This is a genomic window from uncultured Agrococcus sp., from assembly GCF_945915485.1.
Lineage (GTDB): Bacteria > Actinomycetota > Actinomycetes > Actinomycetales > Microbacteriaceae > Agrococcus.
Map to the genome: position 1 here is coordinate 40,259 of NZ_CAMEFJ010000005.1, position 26,699 is coordinate 66,957.

25 protein-coding genes are annotated in these 26,699 nt (G+C 63.5%); 23 read left to right on the top strand and 2 right to left on the bottom strand.

The window, feature by feature from the left end; translation table 11 throughout:
* Nucleotides 1–23 precede the first annotated feature (23 nt).
* From Q0O95_RS01975 to dnaE, 16 genes are all read left to right on the top strand, one after another.
* A complete protein-coding gene (locus tag Q0O95_RS01975; protein WP_293694790.1) occupies nt 24–1,559 on the top strand; it encodes a UDP-N-acetylmuramoyl-L-alanyl-D-glutamate--2,6-diaminopimelate ligase in 1,536 nt (511 codons plus the stop codon).
* Nucleotides 1,560–1,564: 5 nt separating this feature from the next.
* Complete coding sequence (murF, locus tag Q0O95_RS01980; protein ID WP_366516428.1) at nt 1,565–2,974, top strand: UDP-N-acetylmuramoyl-tripeptide--D-alanyl-D-alanine ligase; 1,410 nt, start codon at nt 1,565–1,567, stop codon at nt 2,972–2,974.
* Nucleotides 2,975–2,981: 7 nt separating this feature from the next.
* Nucleotides 2,982–4,097, top strand: coding sequence for a phospho-N-acetylmuramoyl-pentapeptide-transferase (mraY, locus tag Q0O95_RS01985; protein WP_293694793.1), 1,116 nt, complete (start codon nt 2,982–2,984; stop codon nt 4,095–4,097).
* A complete protein-coding gene (murD, locus tag Q0O95_RS01990) occupies nt 4,090–5,595 on the top strand; it encodes a UDP-N-acetylmuramoyl-L-alanine--D-glutamate ligase (RefSeq protein WP_293694795.1) in 1,506 nt (501 codons plus the stop codon). Before mraY ends, murD begins: the two co-directional genes overlap by 8 nt.
* Nucleotides 5,558–6,820 (top strand): putative lipid II flippase FtsW, encoded by a 1,263-nt coding sequence (gene ftsW, locus Q0O95_RS01995; RefSeq protein WP_293694797.1) that lies wholly within the window; start codon nt 5,558–5,560, stop codon nt 6,818–6,820. Before murD ends, ftsW begins: the two co-directional genes overlap by 38 nt.
* A complete protein-coding gene (gene murG / locus Q0O95_RS02000) occupies nt 6,817–7,890 on the top strand; it encodes an undecaprenyldiphospho-muramoylpentapeptide beta-N-acetylglucosaminyltransferase (protein ID WP_293694799.1) in 1,074 nt (357 codons plus the stop codon). Before ftsW ends, murG begins: the two co-directional genes overlap by 4 nt.
* Nucleotides 7,887–9,305 carry a UDP-N-acetylmuramate--L-alanine ligase gene (gene murC, locus Q0O95_RS02005; protein ID WP_293694800.1) on the top strand — a complete coding sequence of 473 codons (1,419 nt, stop codon included), beginning with the start codon at nt 7,887–7,889 and terminating at the stop codon, nt 9,303–9,305. The genes murG and murC overlap by 4 nt, the downstream gene beginning before the upstream one ends.
* Nucleotides 9,306–10,160 carry an FtsQ-type POTRA domain-containing protein gene (locus Q0O95_RS02010; RefSeq protein WP_293694802.1) on the top strand — a complete coding sequence of 285 codons (855 nt, stop codon included), beginning with the start codon at nt 9,306–9,308 and terminating at the stop codon, nt 10,158–10,160.
* Between the two features lie 186 nt (nt 10,161–10,346).
* Nucleotides 10,347–11,522: a cell division protein FtsZ gene (gene ftsZ / locus Q0O95_RS02015; RefSeq protein WP_293694803.1), complete on the top strand. Its 1,176-nt coding sequence runs from the start codon at nt 10,347–10,349 to the stop codon at nt 11,520–11,522.
* Nucleotides 11,522–12,187 carry a YggS family pyridoxal phosphate-dependent enzyme gene (locus tag Q0O95_RS02020; RefSeq protein ID WP_293694844.1) on the top strand — a complete coding sequence of 222 codons (666 nt, stop codon included), beginning with the start codon at nt 11,522–11,524 and terminating at the stop codon, nt 12,185–12,187. The genes ftsZ and Q0O95_RS02020 overlap by 1 nt, the downstream gene beginning before the upstream one ends.
* A 32-nt stretch (nt 12,188–12,219) precedes the next feature.
* A complete protein-coding gene (gene sepF, locus Q0O95_RS02025; RefSeq protein WP_293694805.1) occupies nt 12,220–12,681 on the top strand; it encodes a cell division protein SepF in 462 nt (153 codons plus the stop codon).
* A gap of 27 nt (nt 12,682–12,708) precedes the next feature.
* Nucleotides 12,709–12,984, top strand: a complete 276-nt coding sequence (locus tag Q0O95_RS02030) for a YggT family protein (protein WP_293694807.1) — start codon at nt 12,709–12,711, stop codon at nt 12,982–12,984.
* Nucleotides 12,985–13,044: 60 nt separating this feature from the next.
* A complete protein-coding gene (locus Q0O95_RS02035; protein ID WP_293694809.1) occupies nt 13,045–13,728 on the top strand; it encodes a DivIVA domain-containing protein in 684 nt (227 codons plus the stop codon).
* Between the two features lie 5 nt (nt 13,729–13,733).
* Nucleotides 13,734–14,312 (top strand): signal peptidase II, encoded by a 579-nt coding sequence (gene lspA / locus Q0O95_RS02040; protein ID WP_293694811.1) that lies wholly within the window; start codon nt 13,734–13,736, stop codon nt 14,310–14,312.
* On the top strand, nt 14,302–15,222 hold the full coding sequence (locus Q0O95_RS02045; protein ID WP_293694813.1) for an RluA family pseudouridine synthase: 921 nt from the start codon (nt 14,302–14,304) through the stop codon (nt 15,220–15,222). Before lspA ends, Q0O95_RS02045 begins: the two co-directional genes overlap by 11 nt.
* 33 nt (nt 15,223–15,255) lie before the next feature.
* A complete protein-coding gene (dnaE, locus tag Q0O95_RS02050) occupies nt 15,256–18,762 on the top strand; it encodes a DNA polymerase III subunit alpha (RefSeq protein WP_293694814.1) in 3,507 nt (1,168 codons plus the stop codon).
* 238 nt (nt 18,763–19,000) lie between these two features.
* Here the strand turns inward: dnaE and Q0O95_RS02055 are convergent, their stop codons facing one another.
* A complete protein-coding gene (locus tag Q0O95_RS02055) occupies nt 19,001–19,354 on the bottom strand; it encodes a VOC family protein (protein ID WP_293694816.1) in 354 nt (117 codons plus the stop codon).
* 40 nt (nt 19,355–19,394) lie between these two features.
* On the opposite strand from Q0O95_RS02055, the gene hisD reads away from it, so the two are divergent.
* Genes hisD through Q0O95_RS02070 form a run of 3 tightly spaced genes read left to right on the top strand, consistent with a single transcriptional unit; the run spans nt 19,395 to nt 22,146 of the window.
* Nucleotides 19,395–20,669, top strand: a complete 1,275-nt coding sequence (gene hisD / locus Q0O95_RS02060; protein WP_293694818.1) for a histidinol dehydrogenase — start codon at nt 19,395–19,397, stop codon at nt 20,667–20,669.
* On the top strand, nt 20,669–21,130 hold the full coding sequence (gene nrdR, locus Q0O95_RS02065) for a transcriptional regulator NrdR (protein ID WP_293694820.1): 462 nt from the start codon (nt 20,669–20,671) through the stop codon (nt 21,128–21,130). The genes hisD and nrdR overlap by 1 nt, the downstream gene beginning before the upstream one ends.
* Nucleotides 21,127–22,146 (top strand): quinone-dependent dihydroorotate dehydrogenase, encoded by a 1,020-nt coding sequence (locus tag Q0O95_RS02070; protein ID WP_293694822.1) that lies wholly within the window; start codon nt 21,127–21,129, stop codon nt 22,144–22,146. Before nrdR ends, Q0O95_RS02070 begins: the two co-directional genes overlap by 4 nt.
* A gap of 5 nt (nt 22,147–22,151) precedes the next feature.
* Here the strand turns inward: Q0O95_RS02070 and Q0O95_RS02075 are convergent, their stop codons facing one another.
* Entirely contained in the window at nt 22,152–22,727 is a 576-nt protein-coding gene (locus Q0O95_RS02075; RefSeq protein WP_293694824.1) for a DUF3043 domain-containing protein, read from the bottom strand.
* A 76-nt stretch (nt 22,728–22,803) separates the two neighbouring features.
* On the opposite strand from Q0O95_RS02075, the gene Q0O95_RS02080 reads away from it, so the two are divergent.
* The 4 genes from Q0O95_RS02080 to Q0O95_RS02095 all read left to right on the top strand — a co-directional run.
* A complete protein-coding gene (locus tag Q0O95_RS02080; protein ID WP_293694826.1) occupies nt 22,804–24,186 on the top strand; it encodes a dipeptidase in 1,383 nt (460 codons plus the stop codon).
* Entirely contained in the window at nt 24,183–24,548 is a 366-nt protein-coding gene (locus Q0O95_RS02085; protein WP_293694828.1) for an iron-sulfur cluster assembly accessory protein, read from the top strand. The genes Q0O95_RS02080 and Q0O95_RS02085 overlap by 4 nt, the downstream gene beginning before the upstream one ends.
* Nucleotides 24,549–24,632: 84 nt before the next feature.
* Nucleotides 24,633–25,514, top strand: a complete 882-nt coding sequence (coxB, locus tag Q0O95_RS02090; RefSeq protein ID WP_293694830.1) for a cytochrome c oxidase subunit II — start codon at nt 24,633–24,635, stop codon at nt 25,512–25,514.
* A 2-nt stretch (nt 25,515–25,516) separates the two neighbouring features.
* A partial coding sequence (locus Q0O95_RS02095) for a cbb3-type cytochrome c oxidase subunit I (RefSeq protein ID WP_293694831.1) occupies nt 25,517–26,699 on the top strand: 1,183 nt, incomplete at its 3' end.

Genomic DNA, 26,699 nt, shown 5'->3' on the forward strand with positions numbered 1-26,699 from the left:
CCTGACAAGGAAAGGAACCCGACTTGGAGGGCCCTCATACTGCATCGCCCAGGCCAGAACACCTGGGCGGACGCGCACTGTCGACCCTGGTCGACGACTTCGAGCTCACGGTTGAGGGTGACCCGGACGGGGTAGAAGTGACCGGCATCACGATCTCCTCGAAAGACGTACGACCCGGTGACATCTTCGCGGCGTTGCCAGGGCTCAACGTGCACGGTGCATCCTTTGTCGACCAGGCCGTCGAGGCCGGTGCCGTTGCGATCGTCACCGACGATGCGGGCACCGAGCAGATCGACGTTCGCGTGCCGGTCATCACGCTGGAGGAGCCGCGGGCCTCGCTCGGCGAGCTCGCCTCCTGGGTGTATCGGAATGACGGGCACACGATGCGGTTGTTCGGTATAACCGGCACGAACGGTAAGACGACGACCGCGTTTCTGCTCGAGTCGCTACTGCGGAACCTCGGCTTCGAAACCGGGCTCTCCACCACCGCGGAGCGCCACATCGGTGACGAGATCGTGACCAGTAAGCTCACAACCCCCGAGGCGAGCGAGTTGCACGGCATGATCGCGAGGATGCGCGAAGTCGGTGTTCGAGCGGCCGTGCTGGAGGTGAGCGCACAGGCGATCGAACGCTATCGCGTCGAGGGGATCCGATTCGACGTCGTCGGCTTCACGAACCTCACGCACGACCACCTCGATGACTACGGCACGATGGAGGACTACTTCAAGTTCAAGCTCGACCTCTTCACACCGGACAGAGCGGAGCGCGGTGTCGTTTGCCTCGACACCGACTGGGGCAGGCGACTCGTCGAAGAGACGCGGATCCCGGTCACGACGATCTCATCGAATCGTGAAGACGGCGCCGACTGGGCCGTGGAGGTGTGGGAGGAGACCGCGGAGTTCACGTCGTTCACCCTGACGGGGCGTGACAACAGGACAATCGAAGTCACGATTCCGTTCATAGGTCGGCACATGGCGATGAACACGGCACTCGCGATCCTGATGCTGGTGGAGGAGGGCTTCGACATCGATGCGATAACCGAGGCGCTCGACCGCGGAATCCTCGACGCGATTCCCGGCCGACTGGAGCGGGTGTCGGGCGAGTCCGGTCCGCGAGTCTTCGTTGATTACGGTCACAGCCCCGACGCTTTCGAGCAGAGCCTGAAGGGATTGCGAGCCGTGGCACCGGGGCGCCTCGTCATGATCTTCGGTGCCGATGGAGACCGTGATGCGACGAAACGCCGTGACATGGGTCGTATTGCGGCCACGAATGCCGACGCAGTGGTCGTGACCGACTACAACCCCCGGTTCGAAGACCCGGCAAGTATCCGCGAGCAAGTCCTCGAGGGCGTGCGAGACGTCGAAGGCGCGGAATTCTATGAGGTCAGCCCCGAGGAGGATGCGATCCGGAAGGCGATCGAGGTCGCCGGCGAAGACGGAACGGTGCTCTGGTGCGGCCCCGGCGAAGTCGACTACCGCGAAGTGCAGGGCGTGGATGACCCCTTCAGCGCGAGAGAAGAGGCGCGCAGGGCACTGCGCGAGGCCGGGTGGTCCGAATGATCCCCATGACCGCATCCGAAATCGCCACCGCCGTAGGGGGAGAATTGCACGGCGACGGGGATCGGTTGCTGTCCGGCAGCGTCGAGACCGATTCGCGCGAGATCTCCAACGGGAGCATCTTCGTCGCTATGCCGGGGGAGGTGACGGACGGTCACCGCTTCATTCGTGCCGCGGCCGAAGCTGGTGCGGCTCTGATCATTGCTGAACGACCGCTGCAAGACGATGAATCCAGCCTTCCGCACATCGTGGTCGAGAGCGGGCTCAGCGCCCTCGGCGCTCTGGCGGGAGAGGTCGTTCGCCGCGGCCGCGAAGGCGGTGATCTGACGATCATCGCCGTTACCGGCTCGAACGGCAAGACCACGACGAAGAACATGCTGCAGGCGATTCTCGAACAGCACGGGCCGACGATCAGCCCCGTGAAGTCGTTCAACAACGAGGTCGGCGGGCCCATGACGATGCTGAGGCTGGAACAGGACACCCGATACCTCGTGCTCGAAATGGGCGCAAGCAGGGTCGGCGATATCGCGTCGCTCATCGGCATGGCGAAACCCGACGTCGGGGTCGTGCTCAAGGTGGGTCTTGCGCACGCGGGCGAATTCGGCGGAGTGGAAATGACCGAGCGCGCTAAGAGCGAGATGGTGACCGAGCTCGCCCCGACGGGCACCGCGATCCTGAACTTCGACGATGAGCGCGTCCGTCGCATGGCGGAGCTGACCGACGCATCCGTGCTGTGGTTCGGAACCGAGAACGAGACGGGTCTGCGTGCCGCGGACATCGAGACGACGCTCGACGGCACGACCTTCACCCTGTTCTCCGACGACTCCGTCAGCGCGGCGGGGCTGCCCGTCACCCTCGGAATTCTCGGGGAGCACCACGTCATGAACGCTCTCGCAGCCCTTGCCGTGACTCGCGCCCTGGGCCTTGACCTCCGCCGAGCGGCGGATGCCCTTGCCGGGATGCTGCGCGCGGAACGCTGGCGCATGGAGCTGCTGCGTCCGGCGTCGGGGGCCATCGTCATCAACGACGCCTACAACTCGAGCCCGGACTCCGCAAGAGCCGCTTTGCAGACGCTCGCGCACCTCGGCAGGAGCAGCGGCAGGCGATCTTGGGCGGTGATCGGCGAAATGGCCGAACTCGGTGACGTGGCCGTCGAGGAGCACGACAGACTCGGGCGGCTCGTCGTACGGTACGGCATCGACAAGCTCATCGTCGTCGGTCAGGGTGCGAAGGCCGCGCATATCGCAGCGGAGGCCGAGTCTTCGTTCGGCCAGGACACCGTGTACGTTGAATCTGCAACCGAAGCGCAGGAACTTCTGTCAACGCTCGGAGAACACGATCTGGTGTTGGTGAAGTCCTCGCTGTCGGCGGGGCTGAAAGAGCTCGGCGACGCCGTCGGCGAGCAGGACGAGGAGTAGCAAGAGGATGTATGTGCTGATCTTTTCGGCTTTCCTGGCCTTCCTGATATCCATTGCCGCGACGCCGCTCGCGATTCGACTGTTCCGCCGCATCGGATGGGGACAGTTCGTGCGTGAGGACGGCCCCGACAGTCATCACACGAAGCGCGGGACACCGACGATGGGCGGCATCGTCTTCACCTTCGCGACAGTGCTGGGCTATACGATCGGGAAGCTCGTCGCCTGGAACCCGCCATCGCTTTCGGCACTGCTGATCCTCGGGCTCATGGTCGGGATCGCGCTGATCGGCTTCCTCGACGACTTCACGAAGATCTCGAACCAACGATCTCTTGGTCTGACCGGGTGGGCGAAGATCGCCGGGCAGGTCATTGTCGGAACCGTCTTCGCGATCCTCGCGCTCTTCCTCCGGGACTCGGAGGGCAGGACTCCGGTCTCGCTCGCGATCTCAGGAGTCCGTGACATTCCGTGGCTCGATCTGGCACAGTTCGGCATCATCGCGGGCACGGTCCTGTACGCGCTCTGGGTGCTGTTCATGATCGTCTCGACCTCCAACGCCGTGAACGTCACTGACGGCCTCGACGGCCTCGCGACCGGGGCGAGCATCATCGCGTTCTCAGCCTACGTCTTCATCGGGTTCTGGCAGTTCAATCAGTCCTGCTTGCAGTACGGGGGAGGCGGAGCGGTCAATGACGACATGTACCGCTGCTACGACGTCAGCGCGCCCCTCGATATCGCGATCGTCGCATCCTGTATCGTCGGAGCACTCATCGGCTTCCTCTGGTACAACACGACTCCCGCGCGCATCTTCATGGGTGATGTCGGTTCGCTCGGCCTCGGCGGCGCTCTGGCGGGTATGGCCATTCTGACCCACACCGAACTGCTGCTCATTCTCGTCGCGGGCCTGCCGCTCATCGTCACGGGCAGCGTCATCGTCCAGCGCGCCTACTTCAAGCTGACAAAGGGAAAGCGCATCTTCCTGATGAGCCCGATCCACCACCACTTCGAACTCAAGGGATGGGCAGAGGTCACGATCGTCGTGAGATTCTGGATCATCGCAGGGTTGTGCGTTGCAGCAGCGGTCGGTCTCTTCTACCTCGAGTGGGTGACGCATCCGCGTGGTTGACCTCAATGCACTCACCACGTGGCACACGGAGGCATGGCGAGACGTACACGCCGTCGTATTCGGCGCAGGAGTTTCCGGTTTCTCCGTCGCCGACACACTGACGGAACTCGGTGCGCAGGTCACGGTGATCGATACCAATCCCGATGAACAGCGCGCCGCGCTGCTGGACGTCATAGGTGCGCAGCTCGTGATCGCCGAGGCCGACGATCCCCCTCAGCAGATCGACTCGGCCGACATCGTCATCACCTCGCCGGGGCTGCCGCCGCACCACCCGTGGCTGCAGCGTGCTGCTGAGCTGGGCATCCCCGTGTGGGGCGACATAGAACTCGCGTGGCGAGTTCGCGACAAGGTGCGCGCAGCCGACTGGCTGGTCGTCACCGGCACGAACGGCAAGACGACGACGGTGCAGCTGACGGCCCACATGCTCCTGCGGGCCGGATTCAAGGTCGCCCCCGTCGGCAACATAGGAACACCCGTTCTGGATGCCGTGCGCGATCCGGAAGGCTTCGATGTTCTCGTCGTCGAACTGTCGAGCTTCCAGTTGCACACGCTCGGGGAGATCAGTCCGCACTCCGCGGCGGTTCTGAACATCGCCGACGATCACATCGACTGGCACGGCTCATCCGAGGCGTATCGAGATGCGAAGGCGAAGGTCTTTCACCTCGTGCGCCACGCGGCCGTCTTCAGTCTCGACGACCACGCGACGGAGCGCATGGTCGAAGAAGCGGATGTCGTTGAAGGCGCACGGGCGATCGGCTTCGGGACCGGAATACCCGGGCCGAGTGACTTCGGCATCGTCGACGACGTTCTCGTCGACCGCGCCTTCCTGGAAGACAGGCACACGAGCGCCCTGGAAATCGGCGCGCTCGAGGACCTCGAGCAGGGCGGGCTCCGCAGCCCGCACATGGCTCGCAACGCGCTCGCAGCTGCGGCGCTCGCTCGCTCGTACGGTGCTCCCGTCGAAGCCGTGCGGGATGCGCTGCGCACCTTCCGCCCCGACGCTCACCGCACGCAGCGACTGGGGACCATCGGCGGTGTGGAGTACGTCGACGACTCGAAGGCGACGAACCCGCACGCCGCGTCCGGATCGCTGACCGCGTTCGAGCACGTCGTCTGGATCGTCGGCGGGCTCTTGAAAGGCGTCGACATCGAACCGCTCGTCGAACGCGTCGCGCCCAGACTCCGCGCGGCGGTCGTGATCGGGGCGGAACGAGACGCCGTCCTCGGCGCGTTGCGGCGACACGCGAGCGAGGTGCCCGTCGTGGAGGTCGACGAGGTGGACACTGAACACGTCATGCAGTGTGCCGTTGAGCGCGCCAGTGAATTCGCGGCACCCGGCGACACGGTGCTCCTGGCACCCGCCGCCGCATCCATGGACCAGTTCGTGAGCTACGCGGATAGAGGAGACCGGTTCCAACAGGCCGTACGGGCGAGAGCAGCGAAAGAAAGGGGCGGTGCCGATGAAACGGGACACTCCGACCCCGCTGCAGGAAGCTGACGAAAGTGGCTTCGCCGTCCGCGTCACGCAATCGGCAAAGTCGGTAGCCGCAAAAGTTCTGCCCGTCTCCAGCGGAGCAACGGCGCTGCTGTTCGGTGTCGTCATGTTCCTCGTGACGTTCGGCATGGTGATGGTCTTCGCAGCATCGAGCGTTGACTCGGTTCGGTCAGAGCAGGGCCTCTTGAGCGTGGTGCTCCGTCAGGGGCTGTTCACGTTCTTCGGCATCCCGCTGATGCTGGTGGCTGCGCGAATGAAGGAGAGCTTCTATCGACGCCTCGCCATCTGGGGTGTGATACTCGGAATCGGCCTGCAGAGCCTAGTGTTCACACCGCTCGGCGACGAGTACGGTGGCAACCGCAACTGGATCAGGATCGGAGACGTCGTTTCGATTCAGCCCAGTGAGTTCGTCAAACTCGCCCTCGCCGTATGGATCGGCTACGTGCTCTCTCGCAAGGGCGCGAAGGTGCGTGAGTTCATTCCGGCCTGGATTCCGATTGCGCCCGTTGCGATTCTTGCGATCGGCCTCGTCATGCTCGGCCGTGACTTCGGAACTGTCGTGATCATGGTGGCGCTCGTATTCGGGGCAATGTTCATCGCCGGTGTGAAGATCCGACATCTGCTGGCGCCGCTCGTCGTCGTCGCGGCCGTCGCCGTTCCGATCGTGCTCTCGAGCCCGAGCCGTGTTCGCCGCATCCAGCACTTCTTCGACGGATGCACGGAGGCGGAATACTACGCGGGGTGCTGGCAGCAGTTGCACGGAACATGGGCGATGTCCGGAGGGGGTGTGCTCGGCGTCGGCCTCGGTAATTCGCGCGCGAAGTGGAACTGGCTGCCGGAGGCGGACAGCGACTACATCTTCGCGATCATCGCGGAGGAGCTCGGACTGATCGGCGCGATCACGGTACTCGCGCTCTACGCGGTCATGACCTACGCGTTCATCCGTATCATCAGGGAGGCCACGTCGCAGTTTACGAAGATCGTGACGGGAGGGATCATGGTCTGGATCGTCGGTCAGGCGTTCGTGAACATCGCCGTGGTTCTCGGCCTCCTCCCAGTACTCGGTGTTCCTCTGCCGCTCGTCTCGGCGGGCGGCTCCCAGACGCTTGCGACGCTCTTGGCGATCGGCGTCGTGCTTGCGCTCGCCCGCTCCGACCGACAGTCGATCCGGGAGGGCGATACCCCTGAAGACGTTATGCTCGCAGTTCGAGCGGAAGGACGCGCGTGACGACTCTGCTATTCGCCGGTGGTGGAACCGCCGGTCACGTAAACCCATTGCTTGCGACCGCGGACAGGATGCGGGAGCAGCGTAAGGACCTCGAGGTTCTCGTACTCGGGACCCGCGAAGGACTCGAGGCCGACCTCGTGCCGGAGCGCGGGTACGAGCTGCTCACGATCGAGAAGCTGCCGTTTCCGCGTCGTCCGAACGTGTACGCGCTCCGCTTTCCTCCTCGGTGGGTGCGTGCTGTGCGTCAGGTACGGCGCATCATCCGTGAGCGCGGCGTTGCAGCGGTCGTCGGCTTCGGCGGTTACGCTTCCGCTCCCGCGTACCGTGCCGCGAAGCTCGAAGGCGTACCCATCGTCATTCACGAGGCGAACGCGGTACCGGGTATGGCGAACAAGCTCGGCGCGCGTTGGGCGGAGGCCGTCGGCGTTTCCTATCGGACGACGCCCATGACGGGCAGCGAATTCGTCGGGATGCCCCTGCGCAGTGAGATCACCGACCTCGATCGCGCAGGGCTGCGCGAGGAGGCGAGAGGGTCGCTCGGGCTCGACGCCGATCGTCCCGTGCTGCTCGTGACGGGAGGTTCGCAGGGCGCCCGCAGCGTCAATAGAGCCATTGTCGACGCTGCTGACGACATAGTCGCTGCGGGTTGGCAGGTCCTCCACCTGTCCGGCGGCCGACAAACGGACTTCGAACCCGCTGAGTCCGAGCACTACGTCGCGATCGAGTATCTCCGCGAAATGCACCTGGCGCTCGCCGCTGCCGATTTCGTCGTCTGCCGAGCCGGCTCCCTGACCGTCGCGGAACTCGGTGCTGTGGGATTACCGGCGGTCTATGTACCGTTGCCTTACGGTAACGGCGAGCAGAGAAGGAACGCGCAGGATCAGCTGGATGCGGGAGGTGCTGTGATCGTGAAGGACGAACGGTTCACTCCCGAGTGGATTCGCGGCGAACTCGTGCCGCTGCTGCGCGACGCCGGCGAAGTCCGGCACATGGCGGAGCGTAGTGCGGCCGCCGGAGTGCGTGACGGAGCCGATCGTATGGCGGCCCTCGTGGAACGGGTGATTGCATGATCAAACCAGACCTGACGACGCCCATTCCCGAAACGATCGAGCGGGTGCATTTCATCGGCATCGGCGGCAGCGGGATGTCCGGCATCGCGCGCATGATGCTCGCCAGCGGAATTGCGGTGACGGGCTCGGACCGCGCCGACTCCGAGACCGTGCGCGAACTCCGCGAGCAGGGCGCCGAAATCTGGGTCGGACACGACGGCCAAAAACTGCCCGACGTGGACGCAGTCGTCGTCACGAGCGCTCTGTGGCCGGACAATTCCGAACTGGTCGCCGCGAGAGAAAGGGGCGTACCAGTTCTGCACAGGTCCCAGGCACTGCATCTGCTCGCCCGGGGTCACCGCCTCGTAGCCGTCGCGGGTGCGCATGGAAAAACCACCTCGACGGGAATGCTGGCTGCGGCGCTGCACGCGCTCGACGCCGGTGCCGGATTCGTGAACGGGGGTGTCGTCGCGGGTCTCGGCACCTCGTCCGCGCACGGAGACGGCGAGCTTTTCGTGCTCGAAGCAGACGAGTCCGATGGCTCTTTCTTGATGTACGACGTTGCTGTTGCGCTGATAACCAACATCGATACCGACCACTTGGATCACTACGGGTCGGAAGAAGCGTTCGATAGGGCATTCGCTCGTTTCGCCGACGACGCTAGCGAGACCGTGGTGATCTCCGGGGATGACGAAGGTGCCAGCAGAGTGCGTGCGCTGATGCACCACGAACGCGTTGTGACGTTCGGTCGCTCCGAGGATGCCGACGTCAAACTGGTGGACGTGTCCCTTGTGCCGGAGGTGACGTTCGCGCTCGAGTATCGCGGCACTCGTTACCCGGGGAGTGTCGGAGTCGTTGGTGAGCACAACGCGCTGAACGCGGCCGGAATCTTCGCAGTGCTCGTGAACCTGGGCTTCGAGCCGCGCGAGTCGATTGACGCGATTGCGGCTTTCAAGGGAACGGGGCGTCGCTTCGAGTCGCACGGGAGCGTCCGCGGCGTCGACGTGTACGACGACTACGCGCACCATCCCGTCGAAGTCGAAGCCGCGCTGAAGGGCGCCAGAACGGCAACGGAGGGGCGTATCATCGCCGTGCACCAGCCGCATCTGTTCTCTCGTACCCGTGACATGGCCGATGAGTTCGCCGCGGTGTACGAGCGGCTGGCGGACCACACGGTGATTCTCGACGTGTACGGAGCCCGAGAGGATCCCATCCCCGGTGTAACGGGCGCGCTCGTCGCCGACGCGTTTGAGGAAGTGTCGAAACGCGACTTCATCGCCGATTGGCAGGCGGCCTCCGAGCGCGTCGCCGAGATCGCCCGCGAAGGTGATCTCGTCATGACTCTTTCGTGCGGCAATGTCAACCTGATCATCCCGCAGTTGAAAGGCGCCCTGGCTGCGACGGATGCCGGCTCACAGGGCAGGGGGAACGCGTAGGTGCGCAGACCCGAGTACCGTTCCCCGGCCCGCTCCGTGACGGAGCGGGTCGATAAGGAATTGCGCGACCGTAGCCGCGAAGAGGTCGAGCGCGAGGCTGAGCTCGCTCGCGAAGAGCAGCGAGAACTCCGACGCACTGCGAAAGAGCGAAAGCGAGCCGAACGGAAGGACCTGCGTCGCTTCACAGCGGCCAAACGGAAACGGCTTCGCAGCTGGTTGATCGGGTTCGGGGTCGTAGCGGTCTGCATAGGGATACTCGTTGCGCTCGTGACGACCCCCGTCATGTCTGTTCGAGAGATTCGGGTCGAAGGTGCCGACCGTGTGAGCGAGGCCGAGATCCGGGATGCGCTCGAGGATCAGCTCGGTACGCCCATAGCGCTTGTCAGTGATGAAGAGGTCGGCGAGCGATTGAGCGGCTTTGTCGCGCTCGAATCCTATGCGGTTGACCTGGCGCCACCGTCGGCGATCGTGATTCGTGTGCACGAGAGGGTGCCGGTTGCGCTCACGGAGGACGGTGATCTCATCGATGCAGCGGGAGTCAATCTTGGTGAACCTCGCGAGGGCGAGGGTGACCTCCCTACGATCGTCGACATCACGATAGGGGGCGAAACCTTTGCTTCCGTGTCTCGCGCACTCGTCAATCTTTCGCCGGAAATGCTCGAGCGCGTTGAAACCGTGACGGCGGAATCTCCGCAATCGATCAGCCTGACGATCGACACCGGTGAGACGGTCATCTGGGGAGGCCCCGAGCAGTCGACACTGAAGTCCGACACGGTACAGGTGCTGCTCTCGAGCGACGCCGTGAGCGGCCGAATCATCGATGTATCCGCGCCCGAACATCCCGTTGTTCGCTGATTTGAGTGCCGAATTCACTGAGGCGGACTTTTCTTGCCTTCGCGGTCGCGACACTCCGGCGTGTTGACCGCATGGGCGGGTCGCCGGGCCGTAGCGTCGATCCTGACAGACAACCGTGAGGGAAACTCTAACCTTAAACCAGAGGTTGAAACTTCTCGCGAACGACACGCAATCGAGGGGTCGGAAGTGACATCGAACCAGAATTACCTCGCCGTCATCAAGGTGGTTGGCGTAGGAGGCGGCGGAGTAAACGCCGTCAACCGCATGATCGAGATCGGTCTGCGTGGCGTCGAGTTCATTGCGGTGAACACCGACGCGCAGGCGTTGACGTTGAGCGATGCCGACGTCAAGCTCGATGTCGGACGTGAGCTCACGAAGGGGCTCGGCGCGGGAGCCGACCCGGAGATCGGTAGGCGCGCGGCCGAAGATCATCAGGAAGAGATCGAGCAGGCGCTGTCGGGCGCCGACATGGTTTTCGTGACGGCGGGCGAGGGCGGTGGTACCGGAACCGGTGGCGCACCCGTCGTTGCGCGCATTGCGAAGAGCCTCGGGGCGCTGACCGTCGGTGTCGTTACGAAGCCGTTCTCCTTCGAGGGGCGCCGTCGCCAAGCACAGGCGGAGTCGGGCGTCGAAGCCCTCAAGAACGAGGTCGACACGCTTATCGTCGTTCCGAACGATCGGCTGCTGGAGATCAGCGACATGGGCCTCTCCATGGTGGAGGCATTCGAGACGGCGGATCAGGTGCTGCTCGCCGGTGTTCAGGGGATTACAGACCTGATCACGACACCGGGTCTCATCAACGTCGACTTCGCGGACGTGAAGTCCGTTATGCAGGGTGCGGGAAGCGCGCTCATGGGTATCGGGTCGTCGCGCGGTGCTGATCGTGCGATCAAGGCCGCCGAGCTCGCGATCGCGAGCCCGTTGCTGGAGGCCAAGATCGATGGTGCACACGGCGTCCTGCTCTCGATTCAAGCGGGCTCCAACATCGGCATCATGGAGATCCAGGAAGCTGCGAGCCTTGTGCAGGAGGCAGTGCACCCGGAGGCGAACATCATCTTCGGCACCGTCATCGACGACACGCTCGGTGACGAAGTCCGCGTTACGGTCATCGCCGCGGGATTCGACGGAGGAGGCCCGCACGCGAAGGAGGACTCGGATCACCGGGAGTTCGACACGGCGCACAACGCCATGCTCGGGTCACGGGCCGAAGAGGAACAGAGCGAGCAGGATGCGACAGGCGAACGTCGCCCGGTTCCCGTCCCGCCGCAAACGGTTCCAGAGCACCTGACCGGGCCGGTGCAGCCGCTCGAGGCCACCGCGGACGAGGACGAAGACGAGTTCCTGCCGGACTTCCTGAAGTGATGTCGGCAGGGGAGCGGCTGGATCAGTTCAGGGCCGAGTTGCGCGAAGCGAGCGCCGGCCTTGCAACGGCTCCAACCCTGATCGTCGTCACGAAGTTCCACCCCGATGAACTCGTGCGCGAACTCTTCGAAGCGGGCCAGCGCGATTTCGGTGAGAATCGGCACCCCGAGGCGCGAAACAAGCGTTCCGGGCTCGATGAGGAAGACGCGGTCTGGCACTTCGTGGGTCAGCTCCAGCGCAACAAGGTGCGTCAGGTCGCACGCTACGCCGACGTGCTGCACGCCGTGGACCGACAAGAGATCATCGAACTGCTGGAGACAGGGGAGGACATCCCGACCCGTGACGCGTTCCTGCAGATCAACCTCACCGACGATCCGGGCCGCGGTGGCATCGATGACGCCGGCTTCGAGGCACTCGCGGAGCGAGCTGTCGAGTCGTCGGCCGTTCGCGTGCTCGGCGTTATGGCCGTTGCGCCGTTGGACGAGTCGCCGGAGCGGGCGCACGAGCGCGTAGCCGGTTACTCGGAGCGACTGCAGCGCGTCGCGCCGGAAGCTTCCGCGATCTCGTCCGGTATGAGCTCCGATTGGCGATCCGCTGTGCAACACGGCGCGACACACCTCCGGATCGGCACGGCAATCACGGGTTCGCGCCCCGTCAGCCCGTAGCCTGTTTGACACACCCCTGAAGGAGGCATCCCATGAGCAACGCACTCAAGCGGGCCGCGATCGCACTCGGCTTCGCAGAGGAAGAGGAACTCGCTGCCGAGGCCTCGAACGCTCGCAGTGAATCCAGAACCGACGACAATGAAGCGACGACGGAGACGACGCCGGGGCCGGCGAACGTTACTCCTTTGCGCCGAGCGCCGCAGCAGGTGAACGAAATGCACGAAATTCTGACGGTGCACCCGCGCCAGTACAAGGACGCCAAGGAGATTGCCGGGGCGTTCCGCGACGAGATCCCCGTCATCATCAATCTCTCGCAGATGACCGACAGTGATGCCCGCAGGCTGATCGACTTCGCTGCCGGTCTCACGCAGGGCCTCAACGGCAAGATTGAGCGAGTCACGACCAAGGTATACTTGCTTTCACCCGAATCGGTTACCGTTTCGGGCTCGCGTGAATCGGAAAACGACACCGATTCTTCAGTCTTCAACCACTAGGGGGACGGTCTGTCCGTCGTCGGATTGGTGATCTTCTGGATCGCCAGGGTGTACTTCTATATTCTTTGGGGTCGCGTCATCATCGATTTGGTAGCTGCCCTCAAACGGGATTGGAAACCGAAGGGGTTCGTCCTCGCCATTTCGGTATTCCTGTTCAAGCTCACTGACCCTCCGGTCAAGTTCCTGCGGCGGTTCATCAAACCCGTGCGCATCGGACAGGTCAGTCTCGACCTGTCCGTTCTGATCCTCTTCATCGTGCTCATCGTTCTTATGAATGTTGCGTCACTCATCGCCATGATGTGACCTGCTCGCGCGAGCGGGTATGGTGTGTTGAGCACGTTTACGACATCGAAAGGCACGGACATGGCACTCACGCCTGACGACCTCCTCACCAAGCGTTTCGAGGAAACGCGTTTTCGCGACGGCTACGACCAGGACGAGGTCGACGACTTCCTCGATCTCGTCGCGAACGACTGGCGATCCGTCATCGCCGAGCGCGATGCGCTCAAGGAGGAGAATGAGCAGTTGAAGGCGCAGATCTCCGGCGGCGTAGCAGAAGCGCCTGTCCAGTCTGCTCCTGCTCCCATCGATTCCGCCCCCGCCGCTCCCGAGCCGGCCGAGGAGCAGCAGGTTGCGGCGCCGGAGGGCCCCGACTACCAGCCGTCCGCCGACTCCAGCGTGAGCCTCCTCACGATGGCGCAGCGTCTCCACGATGAGCTCGTAACCGAAGGTGAGACGCGGCGCGACAGCCTCGTCACCGAAGGTGAGCAACAGCGCGATGAGCTCATCACCAATGCTCAGAACGAAGCGAAGCAGCTCGAGGATCAGGCGCTCGTGCGTTCCGAGGAACTCCAGCGTCAGTTCGAGACGCAGAAGGCGTCGCTCGAACAGCAGCGCTCGGATCTGCAGGAGAAGATCGACGAGCTCAAGAGCTTCGAGCGCGACTACCGTCTTCGCCTGCGCGGCTACATCGAGAGCCAGTTGCGCGACCTCGACCGTACCTCCTCGCTCGGCAACGTCGCTGTCGACGGCGACAACAACAACTGACTCCGGTGACGGAGGGCAGTCCCACCAAGCCCGCGCGGTCCGTCTCGTGGTGGCACCTCGTGCTGCTGTTCGCGGTTGCCGTGGCTGCCTGGAGCCTCGACTTCTTCTCGAAGGAGTGGATTCTCGCAAACTTTGCGGAGGGCGAGTCCAGGCAGGTCGTGGGGGAGGCCCTCCGCTTCACGTTCGTGAGAAACCCGGGGGCCGCGTTCTCCCTCGCGAGTGGCATGACCTGGATCTTCACGATCCTGGCAGCAGCAGTCGCGATCGGTATCGTCGTCGTCGCTCCACGCCTGCGCTCTATCGGCTGGGTGCTCGTGCTGGGAGGTCTGCTCGGCGGCACGACGGGCAACCTGTTCGACCGGCTCACGAGGGAGCCCGGCGCGCTGCAGGGGCACGTCATCGACTTCATCCACGTATGGGGTTTCCCCGCCATCTTCAACGTCGCCGATATCGCGATCTGTACGGCGATGGGCGGGCTCATTCTCATGATGCTGCGGGGCACGAATCTCGACGGTTCGAAAGCGGCGTCCGACGAACCTGAACCTGCAGCGGACGTGGAAGAGAGCGAGCGCCGTGGAGAGTAGGTTCCTGCAGGTTCCGTCAGGGCTCGACGGTGTGCGTGCCGATGCAGGTATCGCGAAGCTGCTCGGGCTGAGTCGAACGACCGTCGCAGACGTGCTCGCGGTCGGCGGCGCGACCCTGGACGGTGCAACGCTGGGCAAGTCGGACCGGCTCACCGCCGACGCATGGCTCGATATCAGCTGGGAGCCGAAACGGCCGCCTCGCGTCGTGCCCGTCGATGTCCCGGACCTGCACATCGTGCACCAGGACGCCGATATCGTCGTGATCGACAAGCCCGCAGGAGTCGCCGCCCATCCCTCGATGGGCTGGACGGGGCCGACCGTGCTCGGGGCGCTTGCGGCAGCGGGTTTCGATATTACGACGTCGGGCGCTGCCGAACGTCAGGGCATAGTGCACCGCCTCGACGTCGGCACGAGCGGCCTCATGGTCGTGGCGAAAAGCGAGCGCGCCTATACCCATCTCAAGGGGCTCTTCCACGACCGGCAGGTACGCAAGGTGTACCACGCGGCCGTCCAGGGGCATCCCGACCCGCTGCTGGGCACGATCGATGCGCCGATCGGGCGTCATCCAGGTCACGAGTGGAAGTTCGCCGTCACGGAGAACGGCAAGCCTGCTGTAACGCACTATGAAGCCATTGAGGCTTTTCGCCACGGGAGCCTTGTCGAAGTTCACCTCGAGACAGGCAGAACGCATCAGATCCGCGTGCACATGTCGGCGAGGCACCACCCGTGCTTCGGCGACACGATGTACGGAGCGGACCCGAAAATCGCGTCGTGGCTCGAGCTCGACCACCAGTGGCTGCACGCGCTCGAGCTCGGATTCGAGCATCCGAATGGAGAAGAAGTCTCGTTCAGGGCCGAATACCCGAAAGAACTCACGACCTCCCTGGAGAAACTGCGCGCGGCGCACTAATGAGCCCTGAGTCCTTCGTAGACTGGAGGCAGTATGGCTGACTCATTCGCGCACCTGCACGTGCACACGGAGTATTCGATGCTCGACGGAGCGGCGCACATCGGGCCGCTCGTCAAGGCTGCCGCTGACATGGAGATGCCGGCGATCGCCATGACCGATCACGGCAACATGTTCGGCGCCTACGAGTTCTGGAAGGCTGCTCGCGGAGCCGGCGTGAAGCCGATCATCGGTACCGAGGCGTATCTCACGCCCGGTACGCATCGCAGCGACAAGAGCCGAATCAAATGGGGCGACTCGTCGTCGGGAGGCGACGATGTCTCCGGCGGGGGCGCATATACGCACATAACTCTGCTCTCGGAAACCACCGAGGGTATGCACAACCTCTTTCGTCTTTCGTCGCTGGCCTCGCTCGAGGGGTACTACTTCAAGCCCCGCATGGATCGCGAGCTGCTGCAACGATTCAGCAAGGGCATTATCGCTACTACGGGATGCCCATCCGGGGAGGTGCAGACGCGCTTGCGCCTCGGTCAGTACGAGGAAGCCGTGCAGGCAGCGGGGGAGTTCCAGGACATCTTCGGCAAGGAGAACTACTTCCTCGAACTCATGGACCACGGCCTCGACATCGAACGCCGAGTGCGCGACGACCTGCTGCGCCTCGGTAAAGAGGTAGGCATCCCGCTTTTGGCGAGCAACGACCTGCACTACACGCACGCGGACGACGCGAAGAGCCACGACGCGCTGCTCTGCGTTTCGACGGGCTCGACGATCAACGACCCCGGCCGCTTCAAGCTCGATGGCGGTGGGTACTACCTCAAGTCGCCCGCCGAGATGCGTCAGATCTTCCGTGATCTTCCGGAAGCGTGCGACAACACCCTCGCTATCGCCGAACGGTGCAACGTCGAGTTCGACGAGTCGGCGAACTACATGCCGCGTTTCGAGGTTCCCGACGGTGAGAGCGAGCAGTCGTGGTTCGTGAAAGAAGTACAGCGCGGTCTAGAGCAGCGGTACGGCGGCAGCGTTCCAGATGCCGCTCAGGAGCGCGCGAACTACGAAACCGATGTCATTCTGTCGATGGGGTTCCCCGGCTACTTCCTCGTCGTCGCCGACTTCATCAACTGGGCCAAGGAGCAGGGTATCCGCGTCGGCCCCGGGCGAGGGTCCGGAGCGGGGTCCATGGCCGCGTACGCGCTCGGGGTCACGGGCGTAGATCCACTGGAGCACGGACTTCTGTTCGAGCGGTTCCTGAACCCCGAACGCGTCTCCATGCCCGACTTCGACGTGGACTTCGACGAGCGCCGGCGCGGTGAGGTGATCAAGTACGTCACCGACAAGTACGGTGTCGATCGTGTCGCGCAGGTCGTGACCTACGGCACGATCAAGACCAAGCAGGCGCTCAAGGACTCCGCCCGCGTGCTCGGGCATCCGTTCGGGATGGGTGAGAAGCTGACGAAGGCGCTGCCCCCGGCGGTCATGGCGAAAGACATTCCGCTCGCCGGCATCGTCGACGAGTCGCACAATCGCTTCAAGGAAGCGGGGGAGTTCCGGGCTCTCATCGACTCGGACCCGGAGGCTAAAACGGTGTTCGAAACCGCACGCGGTCTCGAGGGGCTGAAACGACAGTGGGGCGTGCACGCCTGTGCCGTCATCATGTCGAGCGCAGAACTGCAGAGCGTCATCCCCGTCATGAAGCGCGAGCAGGACGGCGCCATCATCACGCAGTTCGACTATCCGACCTGCGAGTCGCTCGGACTGCTGAAGATGGACTTCCTGGGGCTGCGAAACCTCACGATCATCGACGACGCTCTCGATAACGTGCAGATGAACCGCGGCCACAGGCCCGTGCTCGAGGATCTCGACTTCAACGATCGACCCGCATACGAATTGCTGTCGCGGGGTGATTCGCTCGGTGTCTTCCAGCTCGATGGCGGGCCCATGCGGTCGCTGCTGCGTCTACTCAAGCCCGACAACTTCGAAGACATCTCCGCGCTTATCGCGTTGTATCGTCCCGGCCCCATGGGTGCGAACTCGCATACGAACTACGCGCTGCGGAAGAACGGGCTGCAGGAGATCACACCGATCCATCCCGAACTCGAAGAGCCACTCTCCGACATCCTCGATACCACGTTCGGCCTCATCATCTATCAAGAGCAGGTCATGGCGATCGCTCAGAAGGTTGCGGGGTTCTCGCTCGGTCAAGCGGACATTCTGCGTCGGGCGATGGGCAAGAAGAAGAAAGAGGAACTGGACCGCCAGTACGCCGGTTTCGAGCAGGGCATGCTCGACAACGGCTACTCGAAGGGCGCTGTCGAGACACTCTGGAACATCCTGCTGCCGTTCTCCGACTACGCGTTCAACAAGTCGCACTCCGCTGCCTATGGCGTGATCGCGTACTGGACCGCGTATCTGAAAGCCCACTACCCGGCCGAGTACATGGCGGCGCTGCTCACGAGCGTCCGCGACTCTCGCGACAAGATGGCACTGTACCTGACGGAGTGCCGCAGGATGGGCATCACGGTGCTTCCCCCTCACGTCAACGAGTCGAGCCAGGCCTTCACGGCGGTCGGGGACGACATCCGCTTCGGCCTCGGTGCGGTTCGCAATGTCGGAACGAACGTTGTCGACGGCATCATCTCGGGACGGGAGAAGGAGGGGAAGGCGACGAGCTTCCACGACTTCCTGAAGAAAGCACCCCTTCCCGTACTCGGCAAGCGCACGATCGAGTCGCTCATCAAGGCGGGAGCCTTCGACGACCTCGGTGCGACGAGGCGAGCCATGGTGGAAGTGCACGAAGATGCGATCGACGCATCCGCGTCTGTCAAACGCAATGAGGCACAGGGGCAGGTCGACCTGTTCGGTGACATCTTCGACGACATCGAATCGAGCGAAAGCACGGTGCCGGATCGCCCGGAATGGACGAAACGCGACAAGCTCGCCTTCGAACGCGAGATGCTGGGTCTCTATGTCTCCGACCATCCGCTCGCGGGGCTGGAGCTCGAGTTGTCGAAGCATCAGACGCACGAGGTGCAGGCGATCGGCGAAGGCACGATCGACGGTGATTCGGTGACCATCGCGGGCCTGGTATCCGGGATGCAGCACCGTGTCGCGCGAAACAGCGGCAACCCCTACGGCATCGTGACCATCGAGGACTTCACCGGCCAGGTCGAAGTCATGCTGCTGGGAAAGACCTACACGGAGTACGGGCACGCTGTGCAGCCGGACGGTATTGCGGTCGTGCGTGCTCGAGTGCGGACACGCGACGACGGTTTCTCGCTCACCGCCAACAGCGTAGAGCTGCCGAATCTGCAGCCCGTCGATGAGACGAAGCCGATCGAACTGCGGCTGCCGGAGCGTCGAGCGACCGTGCGGCTCAGCCGCGAACTCAAGTCTCTGCTCGAGCGCCACGAGGGACCGACGGACGTCAAACTGCGCCTCGAGCGCCAGGGGGCCGCTCGCGTCTTCGCGATTCCTCATCAGGTGAGGGTTTCGCCGGACCTGTTCGGCGAGATCAAGAGTCTGCTGGGACCGACGGCGTTGGTGTGACGCAATGATCAGATGTACCCGTCGGCGCGTGGCCGGTCGGAAAACGGGGCCCCGACCTCGCTCCGCTCGGCCCCGTTTTCCGACCGGCCACTCTGCCTCCTCGGCTAATACTTGATCGAGGTCTGGTCGACGGCGCGCTCGAACCCAGCATGGGAAGGGGGACGAGGCGGAGACGCATCGCAGGGTTGGCGCCATCTCGCCCGGGGTAAACCCAACTTTTCGGAGGAGGCCTTCTCGGTTATGTGTCGACTACACAGAAGCGGTTTCCTTCGGGATCTTCCATGATGATGTAGTCCGCATCCGGTGCTCTTCCGGCCCAGTGGATTTCGCGTGCGCCGAGCCCGGCAAGGCGTTGTACCTCGGCTGCCTGGTCGTCTGCGTACAGGTCTAGATGTACTCGGGGAGGCAATACACGCTCCGACCGAACCGCGTCTAACGAAACGTTCGGTCCCGGTTCGTTGTCGCGAGGCTTGAGAATAACGAAATCCGATGATGCGGGCTCCCGCACCGTGTAGTCGAGGGCCCTTGCCCAGAAGCGCGTTTGGGCTTCGATATCGTCAACACGAATGACCACCGAGCCAACTCTCAGCATGCGCGTGAGTCTACACCTGTGGAAGTTCTAGAATGGAGCAATGCTGCAGCGTCTGCGTTCCGTCGTCCCTCCGCGTGCCGATATCGATGTTTCGGAGGCACTTCGACCCGCCATCGAACTGATCGACGACGTGCGCGAGCGCGGGGAGAAGGCGCTCCTGGATCAGGCGGAGCGGTTCGACCGTGTGCGGCCGCCCGGTACTCGTGTTCCGCAGGAAGTGATCGATGCCGGGGCGGACGCTCTCGATCGGGGCGTTCGCCGTGCGATCGAGCAGTCGACGGAGCGGGTGCGGCGCGCGAGCGAAGCGCAAGTGCCGCCGTCGGCGATGACGCATTTCGGACGGGGCGCGAGCGTCGAGCAGCGCTGGGTTCCCGTCGACAGGGTTGGGTTGTATGTCCCCGGCGGCAAAGCCGTCTACCCGTCGAGCGTCGTCATGAACGTTGTAGCGGCTCAGGCGGCCGGCGTTGCCGAGATCGCGGTGACGAGTCCCCCTCAGGCGGAGCACGGCGGCTGGCCGCACCCGACCGTCCTCGCAACGTGTGCACTTCTCGGCGTTCGAGAGATCTATGCGATGGGAGGGGCCGGAGGGATCGGTGCTCTCGCATACGGTGTCGAGGAAGCGGGGCTGCGACCAGTCGACGTCATCACCGGGCCCGGCAACGTGTTCGTAGCAGCGGCGAAGCGAGCGGTGGCGGGTCGTGTCGCCATCGACGCGGAAGCCGGACCGACGGAGATTCTGGTGATCGCGGACGCCACCGCGAACGCCGAGTTCGTCGCGCGCGACCTCATTTCGCAGGCGGAACACGACGAGCTTGCCGGAAGCGTTCTCGTCACCGACTCCGAACGTTTGGCCGACGCAGTGGATGCGGCGATCGAACGCATCGTGCCGAACTGCAAGCACGAGCAGCGCATCCGTGCCGCGCTCGGCGGCAGGCAGTCCGCGATCGTGCTCGTCGACGACATCGTCGAAGGCGTCGAGATCAGCAATGCGTACGCGCCCGAGCACCTGCAGATCATGGTGGAAGCTCCCGAGGCGGTCGTCGAAAGGGTCGTCAACGCGGGGGTCGTCTTCCTCGGTGACGATGCTCCCGTCGCACTCGGCGACTACGCCGCCGGCAGCAATCACGTGCTGCCGACGGGCGGCACGGCAAGATTTGCGGCGGGTTTGAATGCGAGCGTCTTCCTGCGCGCGCAGCAAGTGGTCCGGTACAGTCGCGATGGACTCTCCTCGGTGAGGGAAGCGATCGAGACGCTAGCGATAGAAGAGGACCTTCCCGCGCACGGAGCCGCCGTAACCGCACGATTTGAGGACTGATGCACTGCCCTTTCTGCCGGAACCCCGATTCACGCGTCGTCGACTCGCGCACGAGTGATGATGGGCTTTCGATTCGCCGAAGGCGGCAGTGCACACTCTGCGGACGACGCTTCTCGACGCTCGAAACGGCTTCGCTGCAGGTCGTGAAGCGCTCTGGCGTGCTCGAACCGTTCAGTCGCGACAAAGTCATCGAGGGCGTGCGCAAGGCATGCCAGGGGAGGCCCGTGACGGATGCGGAGCTCGCGCAGGTGGCGCAGGCGGCGGAAGAGGCCATCCGCGCAACGGGAGCCAGCCAGGTACAGGCGAACGAGGTCGGGTTGGCCGTCCTCCCGCCGTTGCGCACGCTCGATGAAGTCGCGTATCTGCGCTTCGCGAGCGTCTATCAGGGTTTCGACTCGCTCGAGGACTTCGAACGCGTCATAGGGGATCTTCGTGCCGATCGGGAATCGAGGGACGCATGAGCGCTTACGAACTCTTCTTCAAGTCCGTTCTCAAGCACTCGGATACCGAGTTCGCGCACTCGGCCGCCAAGAGAGTCGTCCAGGCGGCGGGTGTTGTCAGACCGGGAGTTCGAGCCGACGCATCCCTCCGCACGAATGCGCTGGGGCGCGAATTTCCGACCCCGTTCGGCATCGCTGCGGGCTTCGACAAGAATGCGCAGATGGTCATAGGTCTCGGTGCACTCGGGTTCGGGCACGTCGAGGTAGGCACCGTTACGCCCAGGCCGCAGCAGGGCAACCCTCGCCCGCGGCAGTTCCGTCTCGTCGCCGACCGATCGTTGATCAATCGCATGGGCTTCAACAATGAGGGCCTGGAGGCCGTGGCATCGCGTCTCGAGCGTGTGAAGCAGCAGTCGCGGCGTCCGGTCGTCGGTGTCAACATCGGCAAGAACAAGACGACGCCGGAGGAATCCGCGGCAGACGACTATGCCGTGTGCGCGGCGCGGCTGGCGCACTTGGCCGACTATCTCGCCGTGAACGTTTCCAGCCCGAACACTCCCGGACTGCGGGGCCTGCAGGATGTCGACCGACTCGAGCCCATCCTCGCCGGCGTCCTCGAACAGTCGGGCACGAAGCCGGTGCTCGTGAAGATCGCACCGGACCTCGATGACGATGCCGTTTCAGATATCGCCACGCTTGTCAGCCGGCTCGGGCTCGCCGGTGTCATCGCCACGAACACGACGATCAGCCGCAAGGGGCTCGTCACGGATGCGCACCGGCTCGACGAGATCGGAGCAGGAGGGCTCTCCGGCCCGCCGCTGCGACGTCGCTCCCTCGACGTACTGCGTCTCCTCAGAGAGGCGCTGCCGAAAGACACCACGGTCATCTCCGTCGGCGGTGTGCAGGGAGGGCTCGACGTGCACGAGCGGCTCATGGCGGGTGCGAACCTCGTGCAGGGCTTCACGGAGTTCATCTACTCCGGTCCAGCGTGGGCGCAGCGCGTCAACAAAGACCTAGCGGCGCTAGGCGCCGCGTAGCTGACTCAGTCGATCTTCTGGAAGCGGCCGACCTGCGGTTTCGGCATGCGCATGAAGCGCATCTGCGTCGACCTCATCGACGCGTACCAGCTGACGCCCTTGGTCTTGCCGGGGCCGAACTTCTTCGTGATGCGCTTGCGCAGAATCCAGGTCATGACGATGCAGTCAAGGACCGTCAGGCCGACGAAGGCCCACAGCAGTGCGAACGTGAGAACGCGCATCTCCGCAGTGTTGATGAACGTCATCGCAAGCACGATGATCATCGCCGGCATCAGCATCGAACCGATCGAGAAGCGTGCGTCGACGTAGTCGCGGGCGTAACGCTTGACGGGGCCGCGATCGCGAGCGGGCATGTACTGCTCTTCGCCGCGCGCGTACCCCTCCTGCGCACGCTGACGCTGCTGAGCCATCTGCTCCCGCGCCTGCTTCTTCGCTTCCTTGCGGTCACCGGGAATGAGCGGTCGCTGCGAGTTCTTGACGTGTTCGGATCGCTTCGGCGTCTTCGGCTTCTCCGGGGTCGCCGGAACCTCCGCCTCGTAATCGTCAGCGGCGTTCTTAGGCTTGGAACCAAACAGCGGCACAGTGTCCTCACAAATCGGAAATACTCTTCCGCCAGTCTACCGCTTGCCGTCGATGTGCGTTCACTAGCATGGAGGTATGACGAATCACGAGCAGGCGCTGGGCGCCGTCGACGCCGGTATGGAGCAAACGATCGCGGAACTCGAGAATCTCATCCGCATCCCCTCCGTCGCGTTCGATGGCTACGACCACGCACACCTCACGCACAGCGCCGAAGCGGTCCGGGCGCTTATGACGTCGACGGGGATCTTCGACCACGTTCGAATCGAGCGAGTGCCGATCGAACCCGGCAGCGACATTTTGGGACAACCGGCCGTTATTGCGCGCCGGGATGCGGCACCCGGCAAACCGACCGTTCTGCTGTATGCGCACCACGATGTGCAGCCCTGGGGTGATGAGGCTCTCTGGAACACGCCGCCGTTCGAACCGACCGTCATCGGTGAGCGGCTGTACGGCAGGGGAGCGAGCGACGACAAAGCCGGAGTCATCAGCCACGTGGCCGCGCTGCGCGTTCTCGAACAGGTCGCACCGGACAGCGGGCTCGGCATTGCGCTCTTCATAGAAGGCGAGGAGGAATTCGGCTCACGGTCGTTCGCGAACTTCCTCGCAACGCATCGAGACACGCTCGCCGCCGACGCGATCGTGGTCGCGGACAGCGACAACTGGTCGACCGAGATACCGAGTCTTACGGTGGCGCTGAGAGGCAACGTGACGTTCAGAGTCACGATCACGACGATGGAGCACGCTGTCCACTCGGGCATGTTCGGCGGTGCCGTCGTGGACGGCGCAACGGCGATGATCCAGACCCTGTCGACGCTCTGGGACGCGACAGGAGCGGTCGCGGTCGACGGGCTCGTATCCGTCTCCCGCGAAGTGCCGGAAAAATCCGAGAACGAGGTCCGTGCCGACGCCGGTGTCCTGGACGGAGTCGCACTCGCGGGTGAGGGGCCCGTGCTGGAGCGCATGTGGTTCGGCCCCTCCATCACGGTTACCGGAATGGATATCCCACCCGTACAGCAGGCATCGAACACGATCCAGCCGTCGATGAGTGCGAAGATTTCAGCGCGCGTCGCACCTGGACAGACCGCGCAGGAAGCGTTCGAAGCGCTCGAGCGACACATCCGAGCTCACGTGCCGACCGGTGCCACGGTCGAGATCACGGAAGTCGATACGGGGAACCCTTTCCTCGTCGACACGACCGGCAATGCGGTTGCGACGATGAAGCAGGCGATGGCGGATGCGTGGGGCCACGAGCCGATGGAAGTCGGCATCGGCGGTTCCATCCCCTTCATCGCGACGCTCGAGCAAGAATTTCCAAAAGCTGAGATCCTGGTAACGGGAGTGGAAGACCCCGCAACTATGGCTCACAGCCCCAACGAATCCCAGCACCTCGGAGTGCTGCGGAACGCGATCGGATCGGAAGCGCTCTTCCTGATCCGCATGGCAGGAGGTACGCAATGACGGATACAACAACAGCAGCGGCTCACGGAGTCGCGCTCAGCGAGGCGGCAGCGGACAAGGTCTACCGTCTGCTCGTACAAGAGGGACGCGACGATCTTCGGCTGCGAGTCGCGGTGCAGCCGGGCGGCTGCTCGGGGCTCATCTACCAGCTCTACTTCGATGAGCGGACGCTCGATGGCGACGCAATCGTCGAGTTTCCCGCCGGTGAAGCGTCCCAGGTCGAGGTCGTCGTCGACAGGATGAGCGTTCCCTACCTGGATGGTTCAACGATCGATTTCGAGGATTCGATTCAGAAGCAGGGCTTCACGATCGACAACCCGAACGCCCAGGGAAGTTGCGCCTGCGGCGATAGCTTCGGCTAACGCGCGGAGGGTGTCGGGTGCACGAGCATAGCCGCCCGGCGTACTAGGATGAAGAGGCAAACATTTTGAGCGAAGGACGTCCCCTTGCGTAACCGACGAACACGATGGCTAGCGATCCCTGCCGCGATCCTGACCGCGGCTGTTCTTGCTGGATGCACCCAGGATCAGATGCAGGGCTGGCTGCCCTCGACTCCTGGTCTCACGAACCACGTAGACAGCGTTGTCGGCCTCTGGACCACGTCGTGGATCGTGCTGCTGGGAGTGGGAATTATCGTCTGGTTCCTGATGCTGTGGGCAGCGGTTGTGTACCGTCGCCGCAAGGGTCAGGTCGGTCTCCCGGCACAGCTTCGCTACAACATGCCCATCGAGATCTTCTTCACGACCGTCCCCGTGATCCTTGTTCTCGGCTTCTTCGCGTTCACGGCACGTGACCAGGCTGCGATCGAGCAGCCCATCGAAGACCCCGACGTGCAGATCACCGTGTACGGCAAGCGCTGGGCTTGGGACTTCGTGTACGAGCGCGATGGCCAGGACCCCGTGTACTACGAGAGCATTCAGGCGCTCAACGTTCCCGGCTCCATGGAAATCGACGAAGACACGATTCCTACGCTGTACCTCCCGTCGAATTCGGCGGTGGAGCTTACGCTGGAATCGCGAGACGTTGCACATTCCTTCTGGATTGTGGAGTTCCTTTACAAGAAGGACATGCTGCCGGGCGTCACGAACTACATGTACTTCGAAACGGGCGACGTAGAGGGAGTCTTCACGGGCAAGTGCGCCGAGCTCTGCGGCGAGTACCACTCGATGATGCTCTTCAACGTCGAGATCGTTTCGCCGGAGGAATACCAGGAGTACCTGGATGAACTTGAGGCGCAGGGTAACGTCGGTCATCCCGACTCGGACCTCGACCCGCTGCAGCCGACCTGGGGCCCCGAGGGCACCGAGAACGAGGAGCTGGGTAACTAACCATGACTGCGACCATTACTCCTGATCAGGGCGTTTCACCGTCGGCGAAGCGCAAAGCCAACATCGTTGTCGATTACCTCACGACCACGGACCACAAGAAGATCGGATACATGTATCTGATCTCCTCGTTCCTCTACTTCTGCATCGGCGGAGTCATGGCGCTCATGATCCGCGCGCAGCTGTGGGCACCGGGGCTCGACATCATCCCTACACAGGAGCAGTACAACCAGCTCTTCACGATGCACGGCACGATCATGTTGCTGATGTTCGCAACGCCGCTGTTCGCTGCGTTCGCGAACGTCCTGATGCCGCTGCAGATCGGTGCCCCCGACGTAGCCTTCCCCCGGTTGAACGCGTTCGCCTACTGGCTGTACAGCTTCGGTTCGCTTATTGCAATTGCAGGCTTCCTCACCCCGCAGGGTGCCGCGTCTTTCGGCTGGACCGCATACGCACCGCTCTCTGACACGGCGTTCTCGCCCGGAGTCGGCGGGCACATGTGGGTGCTCGGCCTCGGCATCAGCGGTTTCGGAACCATTCTCGGTGCCGTGAACTTCATCACCACGATCATTACGATGCGCGCACCGGGTATGACGATGTTCCGGATGTCGATCTTCAGTTGGAACGTGCTCGTCACGTCGATTCTGGTGCTGATCGCCTTCCCTGTGCTGGCAGCAGCGCTGTTCGGGCTGGCGGCAGATCGAATCCTTGACGCGCATATCTATGATCCGGCCGCGGGCGGAGCATTGCTATGGCAACACTTGTTCTGGTTCTTCGGGCATCCAGAGGTCTATATCATCGCGCTGCCGTTCTTCGGTATCGTCTCGGAGATCATCCCGGTATTCAGTCGTAAGCCGATCTTCGGCTACAAGACACTGGTCGGCGCGACGATCGCGATTGCAGCCCTGTCGGTTGCGGTGTGGGCGCACCATATGTATGTCACGGGTTCCGTCCTACTACCGTTCTTCGCACTCATGACAATGCTCATCGCGGTGCCTACGGGTGTGAAGATCTTCAACTGGGTCGGCACGATGTGGCGTGGCTCATTGACGTTCCAATCACCAATGGTGTGGACGCTGGGCTTCCTCGTCACGTTCGTGTTCGGCGGACTGACCGGCGTGATCCTCGGATCGCCGCCGCTGGACTTCCACATCTCGGACACCTACTTCGTGGTGGCGCACTTCCACT

Excerpts from the sequence above, each read along its gene's own strand:
- Q0O95_RS02035 (WP_293694809.1), top strand. The coding sequence starts at position 13,045 with ATGGCACTCACGCCTGACGACCTCCTCACCAAGCGTTTCGAGGAAACG.
- murC (WP_293694800.1), top strand. The coding sequence starts at position 7,887 with ATGATCAAACCAGACCTGACGACGCCCATTCCCGAAACGATCGAGCGG.
- hisD (WP_293694818.1), top strand. The coding sequence starts at position 19,395 with ATGCTGCAGCGTCTGCGTTCCGTCGTCCCTCCGCGTGCCGATATCGAT.
- Q0O95_RS02020 (WP_293694844.1), top strand. The coding sequence starts at position 11,522 with ATGTCGGCAGGGGAGCGGCTGGATCAGTTCAGGGCCGAGTTGCGCGAA.
- ftsW (WP_293694797.1), top strand. The coding sequence starts at position 5,558 with ATGAAACGGGACACTCCGACCCCGCTGCAGGAAGCTGACGAAAGTGGC.
- Q0O95_RS02055 (WP_293694816.1), bottom strand. The coding sequence starts at position 19,354 with ATGCTGAGAGTTGGCTCGGTGGTCATTCGTGTTGACGATATCGAAGCC.
- mraY (WP_293694793.1), top strand. The coding sequence starts at position 2,982 with ATGTATGTGCTGATCTTTTCGGCTTTCCTGGCCTTCCTGATATCCATT.
- Q0O95_RS02070 (WP_293694822.1), top strand. The coding sequence starts at position 21,127 with ATGAGCGCTTACGAACTCTTCTTCAAGTCCGTTCTCAAGCACTCGGAT.
- Q0O95_RS02085 (WP_293694828.1), top strand. The coding sequence starts at position 24,183 with ATGACGGATACAACAACAGCAGCGGCTCACGGAGTCGCGCTCAGCGAG.
- sepF (WP_293694805.1), top strand. The coding sequence starts at position 12,220 with ATGAGCAACGCACTCAAGCGGGCCGCGATCGCACTCGGCTTCGCAGAG.
- dnaE (WP_293694814.1), top strand. The coding sequence starts at position 15,256 with ATGGCTGACTCATTCGCGCACCTGCACGTGCACACGGAGTATTCGATG.
- murF (WP_366516428.1), top strand. The coding sequence starts at position 1,565 with ATGACCGCATCCGAAATCGCCACCGCCGTAGGGGGAGAATTGCACGGC.
- Q0O95_RS02080 (WP_293694826.1), top strand. The coding sequence starts at position 22,804 with ATGACGAATCACGAGCAGGCGCTGGGCGCCGTCGACGCCGGTATGGAG.
- nrdR (WP_293694820.1), top strand. The coding sequence starts at position 20,669 with ATGCACTGCCCTTTCTGCCGGAACCCCGATTCACGCGTCGTCGACTCG.